Source organism: Cryobacterium suzukii (assembly GCF_004403185.1).
Lineage (GTDB): Bacteria > Actinomycetota > Actinomycetes > Actinomycetales > Microbacteriaceae > Cryobacterium > Cryobacterium suzukii.
In genome coordinates this window covers 143,676-165,102 of sequence record NZ_SOHJ01000004.1, presented here as the reverse complement: position 1 = coordinate 165,102, position 21,427 = coordinate 143,676, and the positions used below count along the sequence as shown (strand labels likewise).

The window sequence follows — 21,427 nt, the reverse complement described above, 5'->3', positions numbered from 1 at the left end:
GTAGGACCGGTAGTCAGCCCACCGGTCAGGGGGCAGGGGTGATGCTGAGGATGCTCTTGATTGGCAGGGTGCGCTCGATGTCGGCCCGCCGATCGCGGGCGCGGAAGCGTCCGTTGCTGACGCTGGCCGGTTCGAGCAGGTAGTCCACGACTGCGCCGCCGGGCATCGCGATGCTGACCAGGATGGTCTGCTTGGCCTTGATGGCGGTGTCGAGCTGGCGGGCGAGCCAGGCATCCGCGACTGAAACGCCACTTTCAGCGCGCAGCCGCAGCTTCTCGACCAGATTGCGGGCGGTGTCAACCGTTGGTGTCAGCGTGACGCGGGCGATCTGGTGCCGGCGCAAGTGCACGATCTCACCGAGGTCGTCTTCGGCGGCGACGGGATAACGTGCGTCACTCAGCGCCCAAAACACGGCGTCACCGGCGAAACGGCTGAGCAGGTGTTCGCTGTCACCGGCGCGCACGAGCGCGAGCGGCGCGAGCGTCTGGTCGACGGCGATGGTGCCGAGCAGCGCGGCATCAGCCGAGCGGATATAACTGAGAAAAACGGTGTCATTACCGGGTGGAGCGATCGGGGCGTTCGGCCCATCGGTGAGACTTCCCACTCGCACTCGACCGTACCGCGACGCCGATTCGTTGATGAGGTAATCGACCGGCTGTGGAATGCCGGTGAGTGAGATCGAGGCCAGGAAAGCGAGCAACGAGTCTGCATTCTCCCCCGCGGCCAGGGCGCGATTGACGGATGCCGCGGTGATGCGATAACTCGACGCGAGTTCTCGACTTTCCACGTCGGCCATCCCGCGCAGCCGGGAGTCGATCGACGGTGCGAGCGGGCCGGGCGCGACGATCGAGAGGTCGTGCTGCAGATACACCGCGCCGACTTCAGCCGGCAGCGCGGTCGCCATGATGTCGACGGCTACCTCGAGGTCACCGCGCAGCACGCTGGCTCCAGCCGTGCTGGTGGTGTCGTGGGCGGTGATGCCGAGCAACTCGGCGTCGCGGGCGAACTCGGTTAGCTGGGAGAGCATCCACTCGCCGCCGGCCGGATAGAGCCAGCCAATAAACGCGCTGAGTTCGTCACCCCAGTACAGTCCGGCCTGCCGCGGCAGAATATCGGCCACGATCGGCGGGAGCGCTGCCAACCACGCCACGGCCAGGGCCGCCCAACGGGCGGTCGTGTGCTCGAGCAGCCATGCCTCTCCGGCCTCGGTTTCCATCCAATACCCGTCGGAGTGGGCGAGCAAGTCGGCCCGGGAAGCCAAAGCCAGGATCGGGGCAACCAGATCGACGTCGATCGTCATCACGGCGGCGAGGCGCTTGGTATCGGGCAGGCCGAGCCCACCCCGACTAAGCTGCCGGGCGGGCTCGCGGCACAGCTCGTTGACCAGCTCAGCGATCGACGACACCATCCCGAAGGCGCGCTCAGCGGCCAGCTGGTCGATGAACGCAATCTCGGTGTCGGGCACGGCGGCGAGGGCGGCCGGGGGCAGAGCGACGGCGAGGTCGGCGGCACCCGGTAGGCCCTGGGCCGGCCAACGCGCGAGATGAGCCGAGACTGCGTCGTACGGAATGCAGCATCCGTCGCTCAGCTCGGCCAAGAGCAAGGCGTGCAGGGTGTCGACCCGGCGGGCCACAGCGGCGAGCGAGACCTCGGTCGAACCCAATTCGGACAGCCGGTTCGTCACCGCGTCCAGCGTCGGTTTGGAATTGCTGCTGGTGAGTTGCCCGGCTACGGCCAGAACGGCGAGGGTCGGGCGGTCCAGGTGGCTGAGGGCCAGTTGCACATTGCCCGACTCAAGCAGGGCTTCGGCCAGATCGAAGAAGTCGTGGATGCCGTTTGCAGAAACGCCGCGCACCCCGATAACGTGCCGCAGCTCGGCATCGGGCAGGACCCGAAGTCTCGATGCGAGGCCGAGCATTACTCGCGGTTTCGTCGAGCTTCGCGACTGCGGCGAACTCCCACAGAGATGATGAGCACAATAATGAGCACGAAACCGATGGGCAGGCCGTAGAGCGGCAGGATGAAGATCGGCGGCCAGATGCCGCGGCTGAACCCGTCATTTTGGCCGACGCCCATCGCGGTCGCGATGATCACCGCGATAAACGCGAGAATCGACAGCCCCACCACGCTCGCGACCATGTAAGCGAGCACACGTTCAAGCCGGCTGACGGTTTGTGGAGTTTGATTGGTCACAGGCTAAGGATACGGGCACGCGGGTGCCGCAACCGAATATGCTGGGTTCACACCCCGCGCCATTCTGTGCGCCCAAAATTCAGTGAGGTTCAGATGCCCACCGGCAAGGTCAAATTTTACGACGAAGAGAAAGGCTTTGGCTTCATCACATCCGATGACGGTCAGGAGGTCTTTCTCCACGCTTCCGCCCTGCCGTCCGGAGTCACCATCAAGGCCGGCGCGAAGCTCGAATTTGGTATCGCCGACGGAAAACGCGGCGCCCAGGCGCTGTCGGTGCGCGTGATTGAGGCTCCTCCGAGCCTGTCGAAATTCAATCGCAAGCCGGCCGACGACATGTCGATCATCGTCGAAGATCTGGTGAAGCTGCTCGACGGTATCGGCACAAATCTCAAGCGCGGCCGGTACCCCGAATCGAGCCACAGCAAGAAGATCGCGGCGATGCTGCGCAAGGTCGCCGAGGAACTGGATGCCTGAGACCACCGACGCACAGCCGACCGACGCACAGCCGACGGAATCGGCCAGACCGACCGACGCCACCCTGCTCGCGGCCGTTGAGCTGGCGCGGGCGGCGCTCCTGGAGATCACGACCGACGACACTATCGGTGAGGTCATCGGCCACATCGACGAAGGCGACCTCGTGGTGTCGCTGCTGTTTGACTGCCTGCTGACCGGCTATCCGGGCTGGCGCTGGACGGTAAGTCTTGCGCGCGTCGACGAGAATTCCGAGCCGAAGGTTCTCGAAACCGAGCTGACGCCCGGCGATGACTCCTTGCTCGCGCCCGAGTGGGTGCCGTGGTCGGATCGTCTCGTCGACGACGATATGCCAGCGGATGATGACGAGTCTGACGAAGACGACGACGACGAAGACGAAGACGAAGACGATGAGGGGTCAGACGAAGACTCGGACGACGCCGCAGAGTCGGTCGACGACGACGCGGATGACTCCCTCGATGCTCTGGACGGCATCGACTTCGACGAAGCGCTAGCGGCGGCGGAACTGAACCCAGGCGAGCCCGACGACGCCGACGCCGACGCCGATCACAGTGCACCACAGCCACCAACCCGATCCCGGCGCGCCCGCCGCCCCTGACTTTGAGACACCCGGCGCCGTTACCTCAATGAAGAGGGCGGCGCCGAGCGCGATCAGCCAGAGCAGGGTGCCGATGAACAGTGCCGTGCGGGCATCCGTTCTTGCGGGCAGCGGATCGGGCCGGCGTTCGCTGTCTTTCAACCAGAGACGCATGACGCGATCCTTTTTTATTCTGCTAGTTTCCGAGGTGCGCGACGACGTGCTCGATGGATGCCACGAGCTTCTTGACGTCTTCGGGGTCAATGGCGGTGAAGGTCGCGATGCGCAGTTGGTTGCGGCCGAGCTTGCGGTATGGCTCGGTGTCGACGATGCCATTGGCGCGGAGGGTCTTGCTGATCGATGAGGCGTCGATGGCGTCGTCGAAATCGATCGTCACGACGACCTGGGAGCGGTGCGTCGGGTCGGCCACGAATGGGGTCGCGTAGTCGACGCCCGACGCCCAGTCATACAGAACGGATGACGACGCCTGCGTTCGCGCAGACGCCCACGCCAGTCCGCCGCTCTGGTTGATCCAGTCGATCTGGTTCTCCATCAGCAGGAGTGTGCTGAGGGCCGGCGTGTTCAGGGTCTGGTTCAGGCGGGAATTGTCGACGGCGTTCTTGAGGCTAAGAAATTCGGGAATGTACCGACCGCTCGCGGCAATGCGTTCGACGCGTTCGAGGGCCGCGGGGGAGAACAACGCGATCCACAGGCCGCCGTCGGAAGCGAGGTTTTTCTGTGGAGCGAAGTAATAGACATCCGCCTGGCTCGCGTCGAAGTCAATGCCGGCGGCGGCGCTGGTGGCGTCGATGACGGTGAGCGCCCCCGCGTCACCCTTGACCCGGGTAACCGGGGCCATGACGCCGGTTGAGGTTTCATTCTGGGGCCAGGCGTAGACGTCGATGCCGTCGCGCACCACGAAATCGCTGCGTGAACCAGTGTTGGCCGTGATCACGTCGGGGGCTGCAAGCCAGGGGGCAGCGGCTGCCTTGGCGAACTTGCCGCCGAACTCCCCGAAGACCAGGTTCTGAGCGCGGTTTTCAATGAGGGAGAAGGCTGCGGCGTCCCAGAATGCGGTCGAGCCGCCGTTGCCGAGCACAACTTCGTAGCCGTCGGGAATGCGAAATAGTTCGCCCAAGCCGGCGCGCACGCGGCCGACGAGGTCTTTCACGGGTGCCTGGCGGTGCGAGGTGCCGAGTACTCCGGTGCCGAATCCGAGCAGGTGGTCGAGCTGTTCGCGCCGGATTTTCGATGGGCCGCAGCCGAATCGTCCGTCAAGGGGGAGCAGATCGGTGGGTATCAATAGGTCGGCCATACGGCGATTCTAGTTGCCTCGCCCCGGGCGGGTAGGCTTGTGACGCTGTGCGGGCCACTGCCGAGGCCGCCAACGGAGCGCCGTTCTATCACTCGATGAGCGGTGCGCGCACGAGCCGAATGAAGGGCTGCGGATGAGCGATCTGATCGACACCACCGAAATGTATCTCCGCACCATCCTCGACCTGGAGGAAGAACAGATCGTGCCCCTGCGGGCCCGCATCTCCGAACGACTCGGACACTCCGGCCCGACCGTGTCACAGACCGTCGCGCGCATGGAACGTGACGGCCTCGTCATCGTGTCCGGCGATCGGCACCTCGAACTAACCCCGACCGGCCGCAGCAAGGCTGTGCACGTGATGCGCAAGCATCGCCTGGCCGAACGCCTACTCAGCGACGTGATCGGGCTCGAGTGGGAGTTCGTGCACGATGAAGCGTGCCGGTGGGAACACGTCATGAGCGAGCAGGTTGAACGCAAGATTTTGGAGATGCTCGGTCACCCGACCGAATCTCCCTACGGCAATCCGATTCCGGGCCTGGACGAACTCGGCGATTCCCCTGCTGTCGCGTTCATGGCGGGCGTGACCAACGTTCTTTCGGTGGTGGCGGGTTCGACCGTGCCGGTAACGGCGGTCATTCGTCGTCTCGGCGAACCGGTGCAGTTCGACCCTGAGCTGCTCCTGCAGCTCAAGCAGAGCGGCGTCATGCCCGGCGCGACCGGGGTGTTTTCAGCCGCCGGATCGTACGTTCTGGTTCAGGTCGAAGGTTTCGGTGCCGGGTTAGAGCTGCCCAATGAGGTCGCCGGGCACATTTTCGTCACCACACCGACCGGCTACATCCCGGTCGCTCACTGACTTTGCGCCGGGTTCGCAGCGCGTTGAATCGAGCCAGTCGTCTCGACCTGCTCGCTGGTTCGTTACCAATCCGTTAGAAATGTGCAGTTTCAGGGTGACAAATGGGCATCACTCTTGTAGCCTCGGGATGTCCCACAGACCATGAAAGGTCGAAGGACTCTGATCAAGGCGCCTGCTTGCCCCGTCTCTTGATTTACGAACACACCCGCGATTAGCGAAGTGGACGGGACAACAACCTAGTGTTGTCGAGGCGCCGGAGGTTAAAACTTTGGCTGCATTAGGAACGAGAAGGTCCCGCCGCGGGCCGAACCGAGCATCGGATTCTTTGGAAAAAATGGAATCGTCGGCACACTCCCACCGTGCCGCGCCTCGGGCGGCACCGAAGAAGCGACGAGGCGGTATCGCCAACATCGTCGTTATGACCCTCGCTACCGGCCTTGTTGCCACGATGGCTCTCCCGGCATATGCCTTTGCTCCCGGCTCGAAAGACGCGTCCTTCAAGGCCACCGAATCCACGGAGATGTCCAAGGCGCAAGCGCAGGCCGTTGAAGTCGATGCCCAGGCGGCAACCGTGAGCGTTGCTCGCGAAGGTTTCACTGCTACCACGCCCGAAGAGCTTGCGGCCTCCGTTGCCGCCGCCGCCGCGGAAACCCGTCGAGTTGAAGTTGCCGCGCAGATGACCTCCTATGCCGCAAGCTATTCCGGTCCAAGTGTTGCCGACTTCCTGGCAAACCCGACCTACCCGAATTTCGATCTCGCATCCGTCTTCAATGTGGCCTCGCAGTACCAAGGCACACCGTACGTCTACGGCGGCGCTACACCGGCCGGGTTCGACTGCTCCGGCTTCATCATGTACGTCTACGCGCAGTTCGGAATCAGCCTGCCGCACTCCTCGGTGGGTCAGGCAGCGGCCGGAACGAAGATCTCGATCGAGGACGCCGTGCCAGGCGACCTCGTGATCATGGACGGGCACGATGGTTTCTACGCAGGCAATGGAAACATCCTGCACGCGCCATACACCGGCCAGTCCGTGCGGATCCAGCCCATCTGGACCAGCGACTACTACATCGTGCGGATAGGCATCTAATTCGCTCCGTCCGGTGAACACTGAGTAACAGCTAGCACAAATGGCGCATACAGGTTTACCTGTTGCGCCATTTGTGGGTTAACCTAGTGCCCTGATGTAGTTTGTAGGTCCGAAAGGAGAGCCAATGCATGAGCGACGCACTATCCACACCATGGATGTGCGCGGTCGCGAGTGCTTTCGGCATAGTTGTCAGAGCGAGAAGAGCTGCGTGAGCAGCCAGGAGGCGTTGTCATTGTGACGGCGCCTTTTTTTGTACTCTTTTTCGCCCCGTCGCGCTCCTGTTCTGTACGCATCGGATGTAGTTCGAATGGCTGGAAGCCGTCCAGCCTCCTTCGAAAGGGAGCGCATGCGCACACTGGTACTCAATGCGGGGTATGAGCCCCTCGCCGTCGTCTCGTTCAAACGAGCGCTCATTTTGGTGATGAACCAGAAAGCGACGATCGTGCAGTCCGATCAGGACCACCCCGTTTTTGCCGCCTCTGGCTCGTGGGATCGCCCGAGCGTCATTCTGCTTACGCGGTACGTGCGCATCCCCATGTCGCGCCTGGTTCCGGTGAGTCGCCGCGGAGTCTTGCGCCGTGACGAGCACCGTTGCTGCTACTGCGGCAAGTCGGCTGCCACGATCGACCACGTTTTACCGCGTTCGCGCGGTGGACGTGATACCTGGGACAACCTCGCCGCGTGCTGCCTGCGGTGCAATAACCTCAAGAGCGACCACACTCCGGCCGAAATGGGCTGGGAGCTGCGCTTCACCCCACGCATGCCGCAGGGTACGACCTGGATTGTGCGCGGAGTCGAGCGCCCCGAGCAGGAATGGGACGCCTATCTGGCCCCGGCCGCCTAGTACGGAGCTTTTGCGGCACGGGCAGCAGGAGGGCCGACATCAAAATCACCAATTGACGGGGTCGGCGCTTGTCGCGCGACAACACGGTGGCGCGCTCGAGCGGCCCGACTGATCGGCTAAACTTGCCGGACCAGCCTCTGTAGCTCAGTGGAAGAGCAATTCCGTCCTAAGGAAATGGCCGGGGGTTCGAATCCCTCCAGGGGCACCACGCTTTAGAGAAAACCAATTGTGTGCCGTGACGCCCGCCGTGCCCGTGACGCCGAGCGGTGCCGCAGTCATGCGCGTCGCGCGGTGTAGTCCCGCAGACCACTGGCCATGCATCCTGGACCGATCAACCAGCGGGAACTGCGGCAACGGCTTCGATCTCCACGAGAGCGCCCGCCCGTGCCGGGGTGATCGCGAGCACGGTGACGGCGGTGCGACGGTCTCCCCAGACTCCAGCGGTAGCGGCGTAGGCTTCCCCGGGGTCGATGCCGGTCGCAAGATAGATCGTCAGTTTGACCACATACTCGGGACTGCTTCCGGCCTCGGCCAGCACAGCGAGCACGTTGCGTAGGGCCTGCTCAGTTTGCGCTCCGAGTCCGTCCCGGAGCGCGCCCGTGCTGTCCGTTCCGTTCTGGCCGCCGACGTAGAGCAATCGCCCAGCCGGAGCGATCATGCCCTGCGCGAAGGCCGGGCTGTGAAAAAGCCCGGGCGGGTCGATGGGTAGGGGATACGTGGACATGGTCCGTCCTTTCTGGCGCGTCGCTGGAGATCGCGCTGTGCGTTGCAGAATACGCCCAATTTGGCGGCCGATCGGGGCTGGTAGCGCTGAGCACCTGAAGTGTGGTCGACGAAATACGCTGTTCGGGGGCCTCGAACAGCGGCATCATCTCGTGGGAAGCCAGTCGGGTGTGAACGGCTCCAGCGATGTCGAAGATTGCGATCGGTTCGAGATCGTGCAGCAACGCCCAGAAGGGCTGGTGAAAGAGTCGAGTCCCGCCGCCGGCCGGTTTCACCGTCCGCTTAAGCTGATCGCGAGAGCGGGCTCAGGATCACTTCGGGTAACCGTTTTCGATCTCGCGGGGCAGGAGTGGGGCTCAGGAATCCACTGGGCGTTGCACGGCGATTGGAGAGGTCTCCGGATCGGAAACCGCAGGGTTGGCGTCCCGCGCACTGTGGTGCAACTCGCCATAGAGGTGAACCGCCGCCTCTTCTTTTAGGCGGTCCCAGGTGGAGTTCGATACGTGTTTCAAGGTCTGGTGCTCCATTCGTCCCCCGGCGGGACCAATGCACATTATCCTCGCCGACCAACGGGAACCGAACATGGAGAGCGCGATCAGTGGGTTGGGAAGAAACTGGGCGACGGCAACGAGTCTTGCGCGACGGAGCGTCGCCGTAACCGACCCGAGTCTAATTCCAGATTTTCGTGATGGGGGCGCCGGCACAGTTCACCCGCGCGTTACCCGCAAGTTCTAGACTGATACTTTCGCGGCGGGCGGTACTACTGCCACGACCTGAACGAGGAGTCGTGTGAGCGAGTACCAGTACAGCCCAACGGGCAACAGCGGGCACGACCAGGCTGTGCTCGCGGCGGGCCATCGGGCACCGCCAGCCCGTACCCTTGCCGACATCCTGTCGCAAACCGCGGCGCAGCATCCTGACGCCCTGGCCTTGGAAGACGCGGTCGGCACGATCAGCTATCGCGGCCTGTTGCGGCGGGTGCAGGCCCAGGCGAACGCGCTGAGCCTGGCCGGAGTGCGCCGCGGCGACAGCGTGGGCATTCGCATCCCTTCTGGCACCCGCGACCTGTACGTGTCGATTTTGGCCACGTTGTTCGTGGGGGCCGCCTATGTTCCCGTCGACGCCGATGACCCGGAAGAACGCGCCCGGCTGGTCTTTGCCGAGGCACACGTGGTTGGCGTCATCGGGGAGAGGAGTTATTTTACGCCGCGTGCGGGCCTCGACCTGCAGTCGCTCCGGGCGCGACCCGTGCCGCCGCACGACGACCCGGCGTTGGTCTTTCCGAGTGGCAACATTCCCACGCCCGGCGACGACGCGTGGGTCATCTTCACCTCCGGCTCGACGGGCGTGCCCAAGGGCGTCGCGGTCACGCATCGTTCAGCGGCCGCCTTCGTCGACGCCGAGGCCGGACTATTTCTGCGCAACGAGCCGATTGGCACCAACGACCGGGTTCTGGCCGGCCTGTCAGTGGCATTCGACGCGAGCTGTGAAGAGATGTGGCTGGCCTGGCGCAACGGCGCCTGCCTGGTGCCGGCCCCGCGCTCCCTGGTGCGCAGCGGCGCCGACCTCGGTCCCTGGCTGATCGCCCACGGCATCACCGTCGTCTCGACCGTGCCAACCCTCGCCGCACTCTGGCCGGAGGAATCGCTTGAGGCTGTGCGGCTGCTGATCTTCGGCGGCGAAGCCTGCCCGCCAGAACTGGTCGCCCGCATCAGTTCCCGCGGCCGAGAAGTTTGGAACACCTACGGCCCCACCGAAGCGACCGTCGTGGCCTGCGGAGCACGCGTCGACGGCGTCGGTGAGATGCGCATTGGCCTGCCGCTCGACGGCTGGGACCTCGCCGTCGTCGACGCTCACGGCGACCGGGTCGCCGCCGGAGAGACCGGTGAACTCATTATCGGCGGCGTGGGTCTGGCCCGTTACCTCGACGCCGCCAAGGACGCCGAGAAGTACGCTCCGCACCCGCAGCTCGGCTGGCACCGGGCCTACCGCAGCGGCGACCTCGTGCGTTTCGACCCGGTCGGTCTGGTTTTCGCCGGCCGTGCCGACGACCAGGTGAAACTCGGCGGCCGACGCATCGAACTCGGCGAAGTGGATGCCGCCCTGGGCGCTCTCGACGGAGTGGCCGGCGGTGCCGCCGTGGTGCAGACCACCCCTGCCGGTAACCACATTCTGGTCGGCTACATCGCTCTGACGACCACCAGCGCGCCGTTCGACCGGCAGGCCGCGATCGCCAGGCTGCGGGAAGAACTGCCCGCAGCGCTCGTACCGCTGCTCGCCATCGTCGACGCGCTGCCCACCCGCACCTCTGGCAAGGTCGACCGGGCGGCATTACCGTGGCCGTTGCCCGCCTCGCAGCCCGGGTCGGACGACGACGCGGGCGCGCTGTCACCGACGGCGGCGTGGCTGGCCGAGGCCTGGGCATCCATTTTGGGGGTGCCGGTGACCGGGCCTGACGATGATTTCTTCGCTCAAGGCGGCGGCTCGCTCTCGGCCGCTCAGTTCGTGTCGGCCGTGCGCGTCCGCCACCCCGAAACCACCGTCGCCGATCTGTACGACCACCCGCGCATCGGGTCGCTCGCCGAGGAACTTGACGCCCGCACCCCCGTGACGCCGGCTGTCGTGCGGCAGGTACTGCCGACGCCGGCTCGCAGTCAACTCGCCCAGACGGTTCTCGGCATTCCGCTGCACGTGCTGAGCGGCGCCCGCTGGCTGGTTTACCTCGCCATCGCCAACAACCTGCTCGGCCTGGCCGGCGCGACCTTCGCCCCGACGCTGTCGTGGTGGTGGGTAGCGCTTGGGTTTGCACTGTTCGTGACCCCGCCCGGCAAGATGCTCATCGCCGTGGTGGCGGCCCGACTCTTGCTGCACGACGTGATGCCCGGCAACTATCCGCGGGGCGGGTCCGTGCACCTGCGGCTATGGCTAGCCGAGCAGATCGCCCTGCTCGTCGACGCGGCGAGCCTCGCCGGGTCGCCCTGGATCAGCTACTACGCGCGAGCCCTCGGCGCCGAGATCGGCTCCGACGTGGACCTGCACTCGTTGCCGCCGGTTACCGGGCTGCTCACCATCGGCGCTCAGGCCTCGATCGAACCCGAGGTCGACCTGGCCGGCCACTGGATCGACGGCGACGTGTTGCGCATTGGTCATGTTCATATCGGTGCCGATGCTCGGATCGGTTCCCGCAGCACCCTGCTCGGGGGCGCCCACGTTGGCAACGGCGCCGAGATTGAACCCGGTTCCGCGGTCTCGTCGCGGGTGCCAGCCGAGGAGCGATGGGCCGGTTCCCCCGCTCGACGCGTCGGGTCGGGCCGCCGCCCGTGGCCGGCCGAACGTCCGCCGCGTGCCAGTCGCTGGCTCGGCGCCTTCGCGGCAGGGTCGGTGGCGATGACCGCCATTCCTACGATCGCAATCGTGCTCGGCGTGCTCATCGTCGGCGCCGCCGTCGGCAACGCCGACAGCCTCGGCCTTGCCGTGCTGCGCGCGGCCCTGATCATGCCGGTCGCCGTCATTGCCGGCGGCCTCGCCTACGCGCTTTTAGTGATTGCCTTCGTGCGCGCGCTCGGACTGGGCCTTCGGGAAGGCTACTATCCGGTGCGCAGCCGCATCGGCTGGCAGGTGTGGATGACCGAACGCATCCTCGACGGCGCCCGCACGGTGTTGTTTCCGGTCTATGCGAGCCTGCTCACGCCCACCTGGCTGCGACTACTCGGGGCCAAAGTCGGTGCCGATGTCGAGGCGTCTACCGTGTTGCTGCTGCCCTCGCTCACGACCATCGCGCCTGGCGCGTTTCTCGCCGACGACACCATGGTCGCCTGCTACGAACTTGGCGGCGGCTGGATGCATATCGGGCCAGCCAAGGTAGGCCGCCGAGCCTTCCTCGGCAACAGCGGCATGGCAGGCCCCGGCCGTACCGTGCCTCGCAACGGGCTCGTCGCGGTGCTCTCGTCGACGCCCCGCAAGGCCAAACGCGGCTCGAGCTGGCTCGGTAACCCGCCGGCCCGCCTGCGCCGCCGGCAAACGGATGCCGACGACTCGCGCACCTTCCACCCTCCCGTTCGCCTGAAAGTTGCCCGGTCGCTGTGGGAACTGCTGCGCATCGTGGCCGGCTTCACCACCGCCTGGATCGCCCTTCTGGTGCTCGCGCTGCTGGACCTGCTGTGGCTGCAGCTCGGCCTCGGCGCGGCGATCGGCCTCTCGGGTGTGGTCATGCTCGCGGCCGGTGCGGTGGCTGCCGGGGTCACGACGGTGGTCAAGTGGACGCTGGTCGGGCGCATCGACGCGTCGGAGCATCCGCTCTGGTCGTCCTTCATCTGGCGGAACGAGGTCTCGGACAGTTTTGTCGAGATGGTTGCCCGACCCTGGTTCGCCGGGAAAGCCTCAGGCACGCCGGCGCTCGCCGTATGGCTGCGCACCCTCGGCGCCACCGTGGGAAAGGGCGTCTGGTGCGAAACGTACTGGCTGCCCGAAGCCGACCTGGTGCGCCTCGGCGCCGGCAGCACCGTGAACCGCGGCTGCGTCGTGCAGACCCACCTGTTTCACGATCGCATCATGCAGCTCGACGCGGTCGTGCTCGCCGAGGGCGCCACGCTCGGGCCAAACGGAGTCATTCTGCCGGCGGCGTCCATCGAGGCTGGGGCGACGGTCGGGCCCGGCTCGCTCGTGATGCGCGGCGAACGGGTGCCGACCGGTTCGCTCTGGTCTGGCAACCCGATCACGCCCTGGCACCAGGCGCCGTGGGCTCGTTGACCAAGGAATAGTAAAGAGATGGCTCAGACTGTGCAGACGACCTACGGCTCGGCCAGCGCTGGCGACCCGTACATTCCCACCAGCGGCAATGGTGGCTACACCGCGGAACACTACGACCTGACCCTCTCCTATCGGGTAGCCACCAACCGCTTGAACGCGACCGCGATCATCACCGCACGCGCCCTCGTGCCCCTCGACCGATTCAGCCTCGATTTCGCCGGGCTGAGCATCGAAAAAGTGTTGGTAAACGGTGCGCGGCCGACCAAAGTCACGCACTCTTCACGCAAACTCGTCATCAGCCTCGCCACGACGATCGAGGCCGGGGCCGTGTTCGAGGTGGTGGTGCGCTATCGCGGGGCGCCGCATCCGGTGCGCAGCGCCTGGGGCGACGTCGGCTGGGAAGAACTCGACGATGGCGTGCTCGTCTCTGGACAGCCGTGCGGTGCCGTGTCCTGGTTTCCGTGCAACGACCATCCGAGCGACAAGGCCACCTATCGCATCGAGATCGCCTGCGAATCGGCTTACACCGTGGTGTCGAACGGGGTGTTGTCGAGCCGGTCGAGCCGCTCCGGCCGCACCAGCTGGACCTTCGACGTGCGCGAGCCGATGGCGACCTACCTCGCCACAGTGCTGATCGGCCGCTTCCGCCGCCGCGACCTGGCCAACGCTCCGGTCGAGCACAGCCTGTACTTTCCGGCCCAACTTGCGACCCGTGTCGATACCGACTTCGCCCGCCTCACCGAGATGATCGCGTTCTTCGCCGACCGGTTCGGGCCGTATCCGTTCGCGTCCTACTCGGTCGTCGTGACCGACGACGAACTTGAGATTCCGCTCGAGGCACACGGCCTCGCCGTATTTGGCAGCAACCACGTCAACGGCGAGCACGGCAGCGACCGGCTGATCGCCCACGAGCTGGCGCACCAGTGGTACGGCAACAGCCTGACCGTGGCCCGCTGGCAGGACATCTGGTTGCAGGAGGGCTTCGCGTGCTACGCGGAATGGCTCTGGGAGGAGCAACGCGGTGGTCGAACGGCCGACACCCTCGCCGTGCTGCACCGCAGCCGGGTGGCGGCGCTGCCGCGCGACATCGTCGTCGGCGACCCCGGCCCGCACGCCATGTTCGATGACCGCGTCTACAAACGCGGCGCCCTCGCCCTGCACGCCATTCGCAAATCTCTCGGCGACGAGGCCTTCTTCGCGACCCTGCGCGCCTACACGGCGGCCCGCCGGTACGGGCAGGTCTCGACCGACGACTTCGTCGTTTTCTTCTCCGAGCACACCGGGAGCCGGGCGATCGGCGGGTTCGTGGCCCGCTGGGTGCAGGACAGCGCGCTGCCGAGCCTCTAAGAACAGGGCGCCGGGCGTGGCTGGGCTGGGCTCGGGCATGGGTGCGGTTGCGGTGCGCGGGAGTTGCGCCAGAACGCGGGAGTTCCGGCCTGGCCAGTACTCCAGCGCCACGCGTCGCGCTGGACCTGCGCCAGTACGCGGTAGTTCCGCCTCCCGCGCAGCGGCGCAACTCCCGCGTGGCGTGCAACGCATGCTCGCGGGCATCCTTCGCTCAGTGGATGGCACGCCGTGACGAACCGCGTGTTCCTCCTCCACAGGTAGGTGTGGGCCTGGGTTCTGCACGAAGGGGGCGAGCCGCCTCCCGCAGCAGGCGCCTTCCGGGCACTCTGGTTCGATGTCTCAGCCAGACCCAGAACCCAGCGACGGCTTCAGCATCGTTCCCCGAAGCAGCGCTGGCCTGATCTCCCAAACGAGCACCGACCCCGATCCCTGCGACGGCCTCATCCTCGCATCTGATCTGGCAAGCGCCCTTGGCGTCGATTTTCGCTTGCGACGGGAATCAACAAGGGGCCGACTGCAGCGGGTGAGCCGCGGTCTGTACTACCCCAGCGCGCGTTGGAACCAACTACGGGAGGACCAGCGCTATCTGATCCGGGTGCGTGGGGCGGCCCTCATTCGGCGCGGTCAGGCGGTGCTCTGCCACCACTCGGCCGCCGTGCTCTGGGGGCTGCCGATGCTCGTCGGCTGGCCGGGGGAGGTGCATCTGCTCACCGAACGAGCCTCGGGCGGCCGCTCGGATCCGGGTATCCGCAGGCATGCCCTCGGCGTGGATGCCCGCGACGTCACGACCATCGACGGACTACTCGTGACGACCATCGAACGCACAGTCGTCGATCTGGCAGCGACGCTCGATCTGAAATCCGCCGTGGCATTGGTCGACCGCGCGCTCTATCGGGACCGGTTTGGACGTACCCCAACCCTGACCACCAAGGTCGCGCTTCTGGCCACGCTTGAGCGGATGCTGCCCTTTCGCGGTTCCCGCCGCGCCCGCGCGATCATCCAGTTCGGAACGCATCTCTCGGGTTCGCCAGCGGAGTCGGCCAGTCGGGTGAACATCGCCCTGAGCGGATTTCCCGAGCCGGAGCTGCAGCATCCGTTCATCGTCGATGGCAAGGAGTGCGAGACCGACTTCTATTGGCGGGATATCGACGGCGTGGGGGAGTGCGATGGTCGGGACAAATATTTCAACCCGAAATATCTGGCCGGTCGCTCTCCTGAGCAGGTCCAGTATGACGAAAAGCTGCGCGAGGACGGAATTCGCCGTCAGGTACATGGATTCACCCGCTGGCCGGCCTCGGTCGGGATGAGCCAGTACCCCCTGCGGCGGCGGCTCCTCGAGTTCGGATTGCAGCCCGGCCCGCAGCGTGCCCTCCGCGGCCTGGAACGCACCCAGCCATAACGGCTGCGCCAGCTGCGCGCCGCGCGTCGCGCTGGACTTGCGCCAGTGCGCGGGAGTTGCGCCTCCCGCGCAGCGGCGCAACTCCCGCTCAGCGTGAAATTACGAATCGCGGTGCAGCTCGACCCGGGGGGACTTCGCGCTGAGTACGGTGAGGGTGCCGATCAGGCCGGGGCCCGCGTCGAAGCCCTCGACGTGCACCCGGTTCAGATCGAGGGTGGAGGTCGGCCATCTCAATGAAACGGATGCCCCAGCCCACTCCACAGTCAGCTCCCGCGGGTCCACCGTCAGGCCCTGGCCCGAGAGCTTCAGCAGTGCTTCCTTCGTGGTCCAGATGCCGGCGCGGGCCCGGTCGCGTTCGGCGGCCGGCATCCGCTGCAACGCTGCGCGTTCGTCGGCGTTGAACGCGACGTCGTCGAACCCGGCTCGACCGACCGCCGTGACGCTTTCAATGTCGACCCCGATCGGTCCGACCAGGGAGACGGAGACGGCGACGGTATGGCCGGCCCGACTCAGGCTCACAAAAACGCCAGACGGCGCCAGCACCCGCGGGCGCCCATGCGCTCCGCCGCAGCGCTCGCAGCGCTGCTCGATGGTGACCGGCCCCTGGCCAGGGCAGATTCGAGCCACGGCGGCGGCGAGCAGTGCGCGGTCGGTCTGGGGGAGCGGCGCGCGCGGAGTTAAAAAGAGGGAAACATCCGTTCGCGTCACTGTGCAACCGTAGCCGAATGGCACACTGGTAGATCGAACAAGGAGAACCAATGGCGCTGGTCGACAACGCGGTCTACGTGGACGGGCACCGGGTGTCCACCCCACACACTCTCGATGACACCTTTGAGGTTATGAGGGACAGCAAGGGCTTTGCCTGGATCGGACTGTACCGGCCGAGCGAGGCCGAGGTACGGGCCGTCGCGAGCGAATTCAGCCTGCACCATCTCGCCGTGGAGGATGCACTCAAGGGGCACCAGCGCTCGAAGATTGAACGGTACGCCGACACTCTATTTATCGTGCTGCGCCCGGCGCGCTATGTAGACGACGAGGAACGTGTCGAGTTCGGCGAACTGCACGTGTTCGTCGGCCCCGACTTCGTCGTCACTATTCGCCACGCTGAATCTCCTGACCTCGCCCAGGTACGCGAGCGAATGGAAAGTACCCCGCACCTGCTCGCGCTCGGTCCCGAGGCCGTGCTCTACGCCATTCTCGACCAGGTCGTCGACGAATACGGGCCGGTCGTTGCCGGACTCGAAAACGACATCGACGAGATCGAAGACCAGCTGTTCGACGGCGATCCAGAGGTCAGTCGGCGCATCTACGCCCTGTCCCGTGAGGTGATCGAATTTCAGCGGGCCACCCAGCCGCTCGTGAGCATGTTCGAGGCGATGCAGCGTGGCTTCGACAAGTACAACGTGGACCTCGAACTGCACCGGCACCTGCGGGACGTCCTCGACCACACCCTGCGTGTCGTTGAGCGTGGCGACGCGTTCCGGCAACTGCTTCAGAACGCCCTCACCGTGCACAGCACTCTCGTCGGGCAGCGCCAGAACGACGAGATGCGGCACCTGTCGGAGACAAGCCTCGCGCAGAGCGAGGAGGTGAAGAAGATCTCCAGCTGGGCCGCCATTCTGTTCGCGCCGACCCTGGTCGGGACCATCTACGGCATGAACTTCGACCACATGCCCGAGTTGCACTGGCCGCTGGGGTACCCGTTCGCGATCGCCCTGATGCTCGGCATGGGAATCAGCCTCTACGCCGTGTTCAAGCGGCGCGACTGGCTGTGAGCCTGCAGATTGCAGCAGAAACCCGCGAAACCCCGGCCGCCTCAGGGCAAACCGGTGATTTGCCAATTAGGGTATCCCTGTGTGGCACCTCGATAAAAAACAAGATGACGACGACGTGCTTTCCAAGTACCTGGGCGCCGTCCCTGTCGACCCGCAAAACGTGACCAGTCCACACAACCTCAGTCTGGGCGACCCGGCCTTCACCGCGGGAAACATCGCCGAACCGGTCTGGCAGCGCTGGCGCGACGAACTCGCAGCCCTCGGCGGACGCTCCCCGCTGCTGCACTTCACCGACGAAGCCCGCACCCGCATCGAACTCAGCGCCACACACCCCGGCGGCCTGCCGCAGTTCATCATCGGCAAAACCACGCTGCTGTCCAACCTCATTCGCGACGAACTCGCGCTGCGCAACGCCCGCCTGGCCGCGAACGAGATCACCCAGAAGGGCATCGAACTGCGCTCCATGCGCGGCCTCGAATCCGTCAACCTCGCCATCGGCCTCGCCGAGTGGCGCTACCAGGACATCGATTACAGCGCCCCGATACTTCTTCGTCCCCTCGCCATTCGCCGGTACGGACGCGACTACGAACTCAAGCTCAAGGGCCAGCCCTTTCTCAACCCCGAACTCGCCCGAGCCTTGAAAGACCAGTTTCAGATCGTGCTCGACGCCGACGCTTTCGTAGCGCTCGCCGTGACCAACGGCGCGTTCAAACCCCAACCTGTCATCGACCGCCTGCGCGGGCTGACCTCGCACCTGCCCTGGTTCAACGTCGTACCCCGCCTCGTCGTCTCGTCGTTCGCCGACGTCGGCCGGGCGCTCGCCGCTGATGCGTCATCGCTCGACCATCCTCTGCTCGACGCCGTTGCCGGCAACATGACCGCCAGACGCAACATCGAGACCGCGTATAACCCGGTCGTTCCAATCGGCCAGGACGCCCGCCCGCCCGCCACCGACACGCTGCTCGGTGACGCCGACTCCGAGCAGGAGAACGTCGTCGCGCAGATCGCGGCTGGCAACTCCCTCGTCGTGAAAACGCTGCCAGGCACCGGCGGCACCCAAACCATCGTCAACGCGATCGGCTCGCTCGTGGCCCAGCACAAGCGGGTACTCGTGGTGAGCGCCCGCCGCTCCAGCCTCGATGGCATCCACGGCCGCCTCGTGCAGGTGGGCCTGCCCGGCATCGCCGTGACCCCGCGCACCCTGCGCCGCGACCTGATCCAGTCGATCACCCGAAACGAGAAAGCGGCCCAGCCGCGGGTCGGCGACGTCGATGACGCCCTCGTGCGCCTGCGCAAGGTGCTGCTCGATTACCGTTCGGCGCTCACCCGTCGCGACTCCACTCTCGGCGTCTCTGTGCTCGAGGCGCTGGGCGAACTCGCCCGGCTCGCCCAGCTGCCCGAGCCGCCGTCGACCACGGCCCGACTCGACCGGCACGCCCTCGAACTTCTCGCACATTCCCGGTCGGCCGCGGCCAACACCCTGATCAAGGCCGCCGTTCTCGGAGAATTTCGGTACGGGCCAGGGGACTCGCCCTGGTACGGTGCCTCGTTCACCTCCACAGCGGATGCCTCCAACTCGCACCAGCTCGCCAAACGCATCAACCAGATCGAACTTCCGCGGCTGCTTGAACGCGCCAACGGCCTGATCGGTCAGACCCGGTTGCGCCCGTTCGAGACGATCAACGAGCTCGGTATTTACCTGCGTCTGCTGCTGGATATTCGCGAAACCCTCGACAAATTTCAGCCTGGCGTCTACGACCGGTCGCTCACCGAGTTGATCGCCGCCACGTCGTCGCGGCGTGAATCGTCCGAGATGAGTTCGGCCAGCCGCCGTAGGCTGCGGAAGCTTGCCGAGGAATACCAGCGCCCCGGGGTGCGGGTCAACGACATGAACGAGAGCCTGCGGCGCATCCAGAGCCAGCGCACGCTCTGGCAGCGCTACGCGGCTGCCGGCGTCAGCCCGGAGGTGCCGGTTGGCATCAACGACGTGCACGTTGCCTTTCAGCGAGTTTGGGAAGACCTCGGTCTACTCGATATTCCGCTCGGTACCAGCGGCACGCCTCGAGTCCTGGCCGGGCGTCAGATGAATGAGCTTGTATCGATGATCTCGGGCCTCGCCGCTGAGAGCGAGGTGCTTGCGAACCTGCACGAGCGCACAGCGCTGCTGGCTACGCTTCGCGAGCATAACCTCGACCCGCTGATGACAGACCTGTCCCAGCGCCACGTGTCGGAAGAGAACGTCGCCGTCGAGCTCGAGCTGGCCTGGTGGCAGTCCGTGCTCGAGATCATGCTCGCGAGCGACCGGGCACTGCTGGGTGCCAACACCCAGGTCTTGGACCGCCTCGAGGCCGATTTCAAACTCGTCGACGAAGCGCACGCATCCGCTACCGGCAAGCTGCTGGCCTGGCTGCTCGCCGAAACCTGGAAGATCGGCGTCGTCGACTTTCCCGAGGAAGCCGATCAGCTGCGCCGCCTGCTGCGCGCCGACCGTGCCACCCCCACCCGGCTCAATGAGGTCGCACCGCACCTCGGTCGCGTGCTCGCACCGGTCTGGCTGGCCTCACCGTACGAGATCGCCGGAATCAGCGACCAGATCACCTTCGATACCGTGCTGCTGGTCGACGCCGGAGCCACGACCCTCGCCGAGAACGTCGGCGCGATTCGCCGGGGCCGACAGATCGTGGCGTTCGGAGATCCGGTCACCCAGACGCCGTCAGCCTTCGAGACGGGCATCGCCGGCTCGGGAGAGGCCGCGGCGCCCGACGCATCGGTGGACGCCCTGCACGCCGACTCTGCCCTAGCCCGCCTCGGCGAGCTGCTGCCGACTCTCACCCTCACGCGCAGCTACCGGGCTGGCGGTGAGGACCTTGCCGAGCTCGTCAACCACCGCTTCTACGGCGGACGCATCGATTCCCTGCCCTGGGCCGGAAGTTTTCTCGGCCACGGAAGCCTCACCATCAACTATGTGGCCGGCGGCCGCGGCATGCCCGACGCCGACAGCGGCGCCATCGAGAGCGTCGACGCGGAGGTCGTGAAGGTCGTCGATCTCGTGCTCGACCACGCCTCGAAGCGTCCGCGCGAATCCCTCATGGTGATCACCGCGAGTACCCGGCACGCCGTGCGCGTGCAGCAGGCCGTGCTCGCGGCCTTTGCCAAGCGCACCGACCTCTCCGATTTCATTCTCAAAGACCGCAGCGAACCGTTCACCGTGCTCACCCTCGAGCAGGCCGTGGCACAGAGCCGCGACCGGGTCATTTTCTCGATCGGCTACGGCCGCACTCCGCACGGTCGACTGCTGTCGAACTTTGGTTCACTCGGCGAACCCGGTGGCGAACGCCTGCTCGCGATCGGCATGACCCGTGCACGTCGCGCGCTCGACATCGTCTCCTGCTTTCGCCCCGCGGACATCGACGAGGACCGCCAGCGTCACGGCATCCTCGCCCTGTCCCAGGTACTCAGCGAGACCGAGGCCCGTCGTGACGAGGTGCAGGTTCCCGACGCGAGCGAAGCCATGCTGGTTGATCTCGGCAACCGTCTCGAAAAGCTCGGTCTCAGTGTGCGCCTCGGCCACCGCGGCAAGCTCGCCCTCGCTGCTTCTTACGGAACCCGCGCGATCGTGGTCGAAACGGATGCCGTCGTCAATCGTGCGAGCCTGCGCGAGTCGTTGCGGCTGCGCCCCGAAGTGTTGCGTCGCCTCGGCTGGCACTACCTGCGCGTGCACAGCTTCGAACTGTTCAGCAACCCCGATGCCGTCGCGGCACGCGTGGCCGCCATCGCCGGTGTTCCGCCAGCGGATGCCCGGCCCTTTTCGACCGGCGACGCCCCCACAATCACCCCGAAACGTCCGGGCGCATGACCGGTTCGGAGGGTGTGCCGCCCCTGGGATCGGCCCGGCAGCCGATCGTGAAGTCTGGCGGCAAGGCCCGGCGCGCCAAGCTGATGCCGGCGCCGAACACCGACCCCGACCCGCACCCGCCGGTGCTGCGCGAAGAGGGGGGCGTCGCCCACACCGGGAGCGCCCCCAGCGCGAACGAGGCACAGTTGCGACAGGACCGACCGCCGCACTGGTAGTT

17 protein-coding genes and 1 tRNA gene are annotated in these 21,427 nt (G+C 65.9%); 12 read left to right on the top strand and 6 right to left on the bottom strand.

Annotated elements, in window-relative coordinates; translation table 11 throughout:
* Positions 1-25: 25 nt before the first annotated feature.
* Positions 26-1,918 (bottom strand): helicase-associated domain-containing protein, encoded by a 1,893-nt coding sequence (locus tag E3T39_RS05165; RefSeq protein WP_134513661.1) that lies wholly within the window; start codon positions 1,916-1,918, stop codon positions 26-28.
* The gene (locus E3T39_RS05160) at positions 1,918-2,193 is read right to left on the bottom strand and encodes a hypothetical protein (RefSeq protein ID WP_241979529.1); all 276 of its coding nucleotides are present in this window, start codon (positions 2,191-2,193) and stop codon (positions 1,918-1,920) included. The genes E3T39_RS05165 and E3T39_RS05160 overlap by 1 nt, the downstream gene beginning before the upstream one ends.
* A gap of 93 nt (positions 2,194-2,286) precedes the next feature.
* On the opposite strand from E3T39_RS05160, the gene E3T39_RS05155 reads away from it, so the two are divergent.
* Positions 2,287-2,667: a cold-shock protein gene (locus E3T39_RS05155; RefSeq protein WP_104127594.1), complete on the top strand. Its 381-nt coding sequence runs from the start codon at positions 2,287-2,289 to the stop codon at positions 2,665-2,667.
* Complete coding sequence (locus E3T39_RS05150) at positions 2,660-3,283, top strand: DUF3027 domain-containing protein (RefSeq protein ID WP_134513660.1); 624 nt, start codon at positions 2,660-2,662, stop codon at positions 3,281-3,283. The genes E3T39_RS05155 and E3T39_RS05150 overlap by 8 nt, the downstream gene beginning before the upstream one ends.
* Before the next feature lie 175 nt (positions 3,284-3,458).
* Here the strand turns inward: E3T39_RS05150 and serC are convergent, their stop codons facing one another.
* Positions 3,459-4,577, bottom strand: coding sequence for a phosphoserine transaminase (gene serC / locus E3T39_RS05140; RefSeq protein WP_134513658.1), 1,119 nt, complete (start codon positions 4,575-4,577; stop codon positions 3,459-3,461).
* A 133-nt stretch (positions 4,578-4,710) separates the two neighbouring features.
* Here serC and E3T39_RS05135 point away from each other — a divergent pair, with 133 nt between their 5' ends.
* The 4 genes from E3T39_RS05135 (at position 4,711) to E3T39_RS05120 (ending at position 7,569) form a co-directional block, all read left to right on the top strand.
* Entirely contained in the window at positions 4,711-5,430 is a 720-nt protein-coding gene (locus E3T39_RS05135) for an iron-dependent transcriptional repressor DtxR (protein WP_134513657.1), read from the top strand.
* A gap of 418 nt (positions 5,431-5,848) precedes the next feature.
* Entirely contained in the window at positions 5,849-6,517 is a 669-nt protein-coding gene (locus E3T39_RS05130; protein WP_241979528.1) for a C40 family peptidase, read from the top strand.
* A 346-nt stretch (positions 6,518-6,863) separates the two neighbouring features.
* A complete protein-coding gene (locus E3T39_RS05125; protein WP_134513655.1) occupies positions 6,864-7,361 on the top strand; it encodes an HNH endonuclease in 498 nt (165 codons plus the stop codon).
* A gap of 133 nt (positions 7,362-7,494) precedes the next feature.
* Positions 7,495-7,569, top strand: a tRNA-Arg gene (locus E3T39_RS05120).
* 123 nt (positions 7,570-7,692) lie between these two features.
* On the opposite strand, the gene E3T39_RS05115 is transcribed toward E3T39_RS05120, so the two are convergent.
* On the bottom strand, positions 7,693-8,019 hold the full coding sequence (locus tag E3T39_RS05115) for a RidA family protein (RefSeq protein ID WP_420898138.1): 327 nt from the start codon (positions 8,017-8,019) through the stop codon (positions 7,693-7,695).
* Complete coding sequence (locus E3T39_RS16665; protein ID WP_420898137.1) at positions 7,925-8,359, bottom strand: TY-Chap2 family putative peptide chaperone; 435 nt, start codon at positions 8,357-8,359, stop codon at positions 7,925-7,927. The genes E3T39_RS05115 and E3T39_RS16665 overlap by 95 nt, the downstream gene beginning before the upstream one ends.
* Positions 8,360-8,873: 514 nt before the next feature.
* Between E3T39_RS16665 and E3T39_RS05110 the strand changes: the two genes are divergently transcribed.
* From E3T39_RS05110 to E3T39_RS05100, 3 genes are all read left to right on the top strand, one after another.
* The gene (locus E3T39_RS05110) at positions 8,874-12,833 is read left to right on the top strand and encodes a Pls/PosA family non-ribosomal peptide synthetase (protein WP_134513653.1); all 3,960 of its coding nucleotides are present in this window, start codon (positions 8,874-8,876) and stop codon (positions 12,831-12,833) included.
* 18 nt (positions 12,834-12,851) lie between these two features.
* Complete coding sequence (locus E3T39_RS05105) at positions 12,852-14,180, top strand: M1 family metallopeptidase (protein WP_134513652.1); 1,329 nt, start codon at positions 12,852-12,854, stop codon at positions 14,178-14,180.
* Positions 14,181-14,514: 334 nt separating this feature from the next.
* Positions 14,515-15,579 (top strand): type IV toxin-antitoxin system AbiEi family antitoxin domain-containing protein, encoded by a 1,065-nt coding sequence (locus tag E3T39_RS05100; protein ID WP_134513651.1) that lies wholly within the window; start codon positions 14,515-14,517, stop codon positions 15,577-15,579.
* A 99-nt stretch (positions 15,580-15,678) separates the two neighbouring features.
* On the opposite strand, the gene E3T39_RS05095 is transcribed toward E3T39_RS05100, so the two are convergent.
* Positions 15,679-16,287 carry a 4'-phosphopantetheinyl transferase family protein gene (locus E3T39_RS05095; protein ID WP_166784044.1) on the bottom strand — a complete coding sequence of 203 codons (609 nt, stop codon included), beginning with the start codon at positions 16,285-16,287 and terminating at the stop codon, positions 15,679-15,681.
* A 50-nt stretch (positions 16,288-16,337) separates the two neighbouring features.
* On the opposite strand from E3T39_RS05095, the gene E3T39_RS05090 reads away from it, so the two are divergent.
* The 3 genes from E3T39_RS05090 (at position 16,338) to E3T39_RS05080 (ending at position 21,425) form a co-directional block, all read left to right on the top strand.
* Complete coding sequence (locus E3T39_RS05090) at positions 16,338-17,354, top strand: magnesium and cobalt transport protein CorA (RefSeq protein ID WP_134513649.1); 1,017 nt, start codon at positions 16,338-16,340, stop codon at positions 17,352-17,354.
* A 79-nt stretch (positions 17,355-17,433) separates the two neighbouring features.
* Complete coding sequence (locus E3T39_RS05085; protein ID WP_241979527.1) at positions 17,434-21,210, top strand: AAA family ATPase; 3,777 nt, start codon at positions 17,434-17,436, stop codon at positions 21,208-21,210.
* The gene (locus E3T39_RS05080; protein WP_134513648.1) at positions 21,207-21,425 is read left to right on the top strand and encodes a hypothetical protein; all 219 of its coding nucleotides are present in this window, start codon (positions 21,207-21,209) and stop codon (positions 21,423-21,425) included. The genes E3T39_RS05085 and E3T39_RS05080 overlap by 4 nt, the downstream gene beginning before the upstream one ends.
* Positions 21,426-21,427 lie beyond the last annotated feature (2 nt).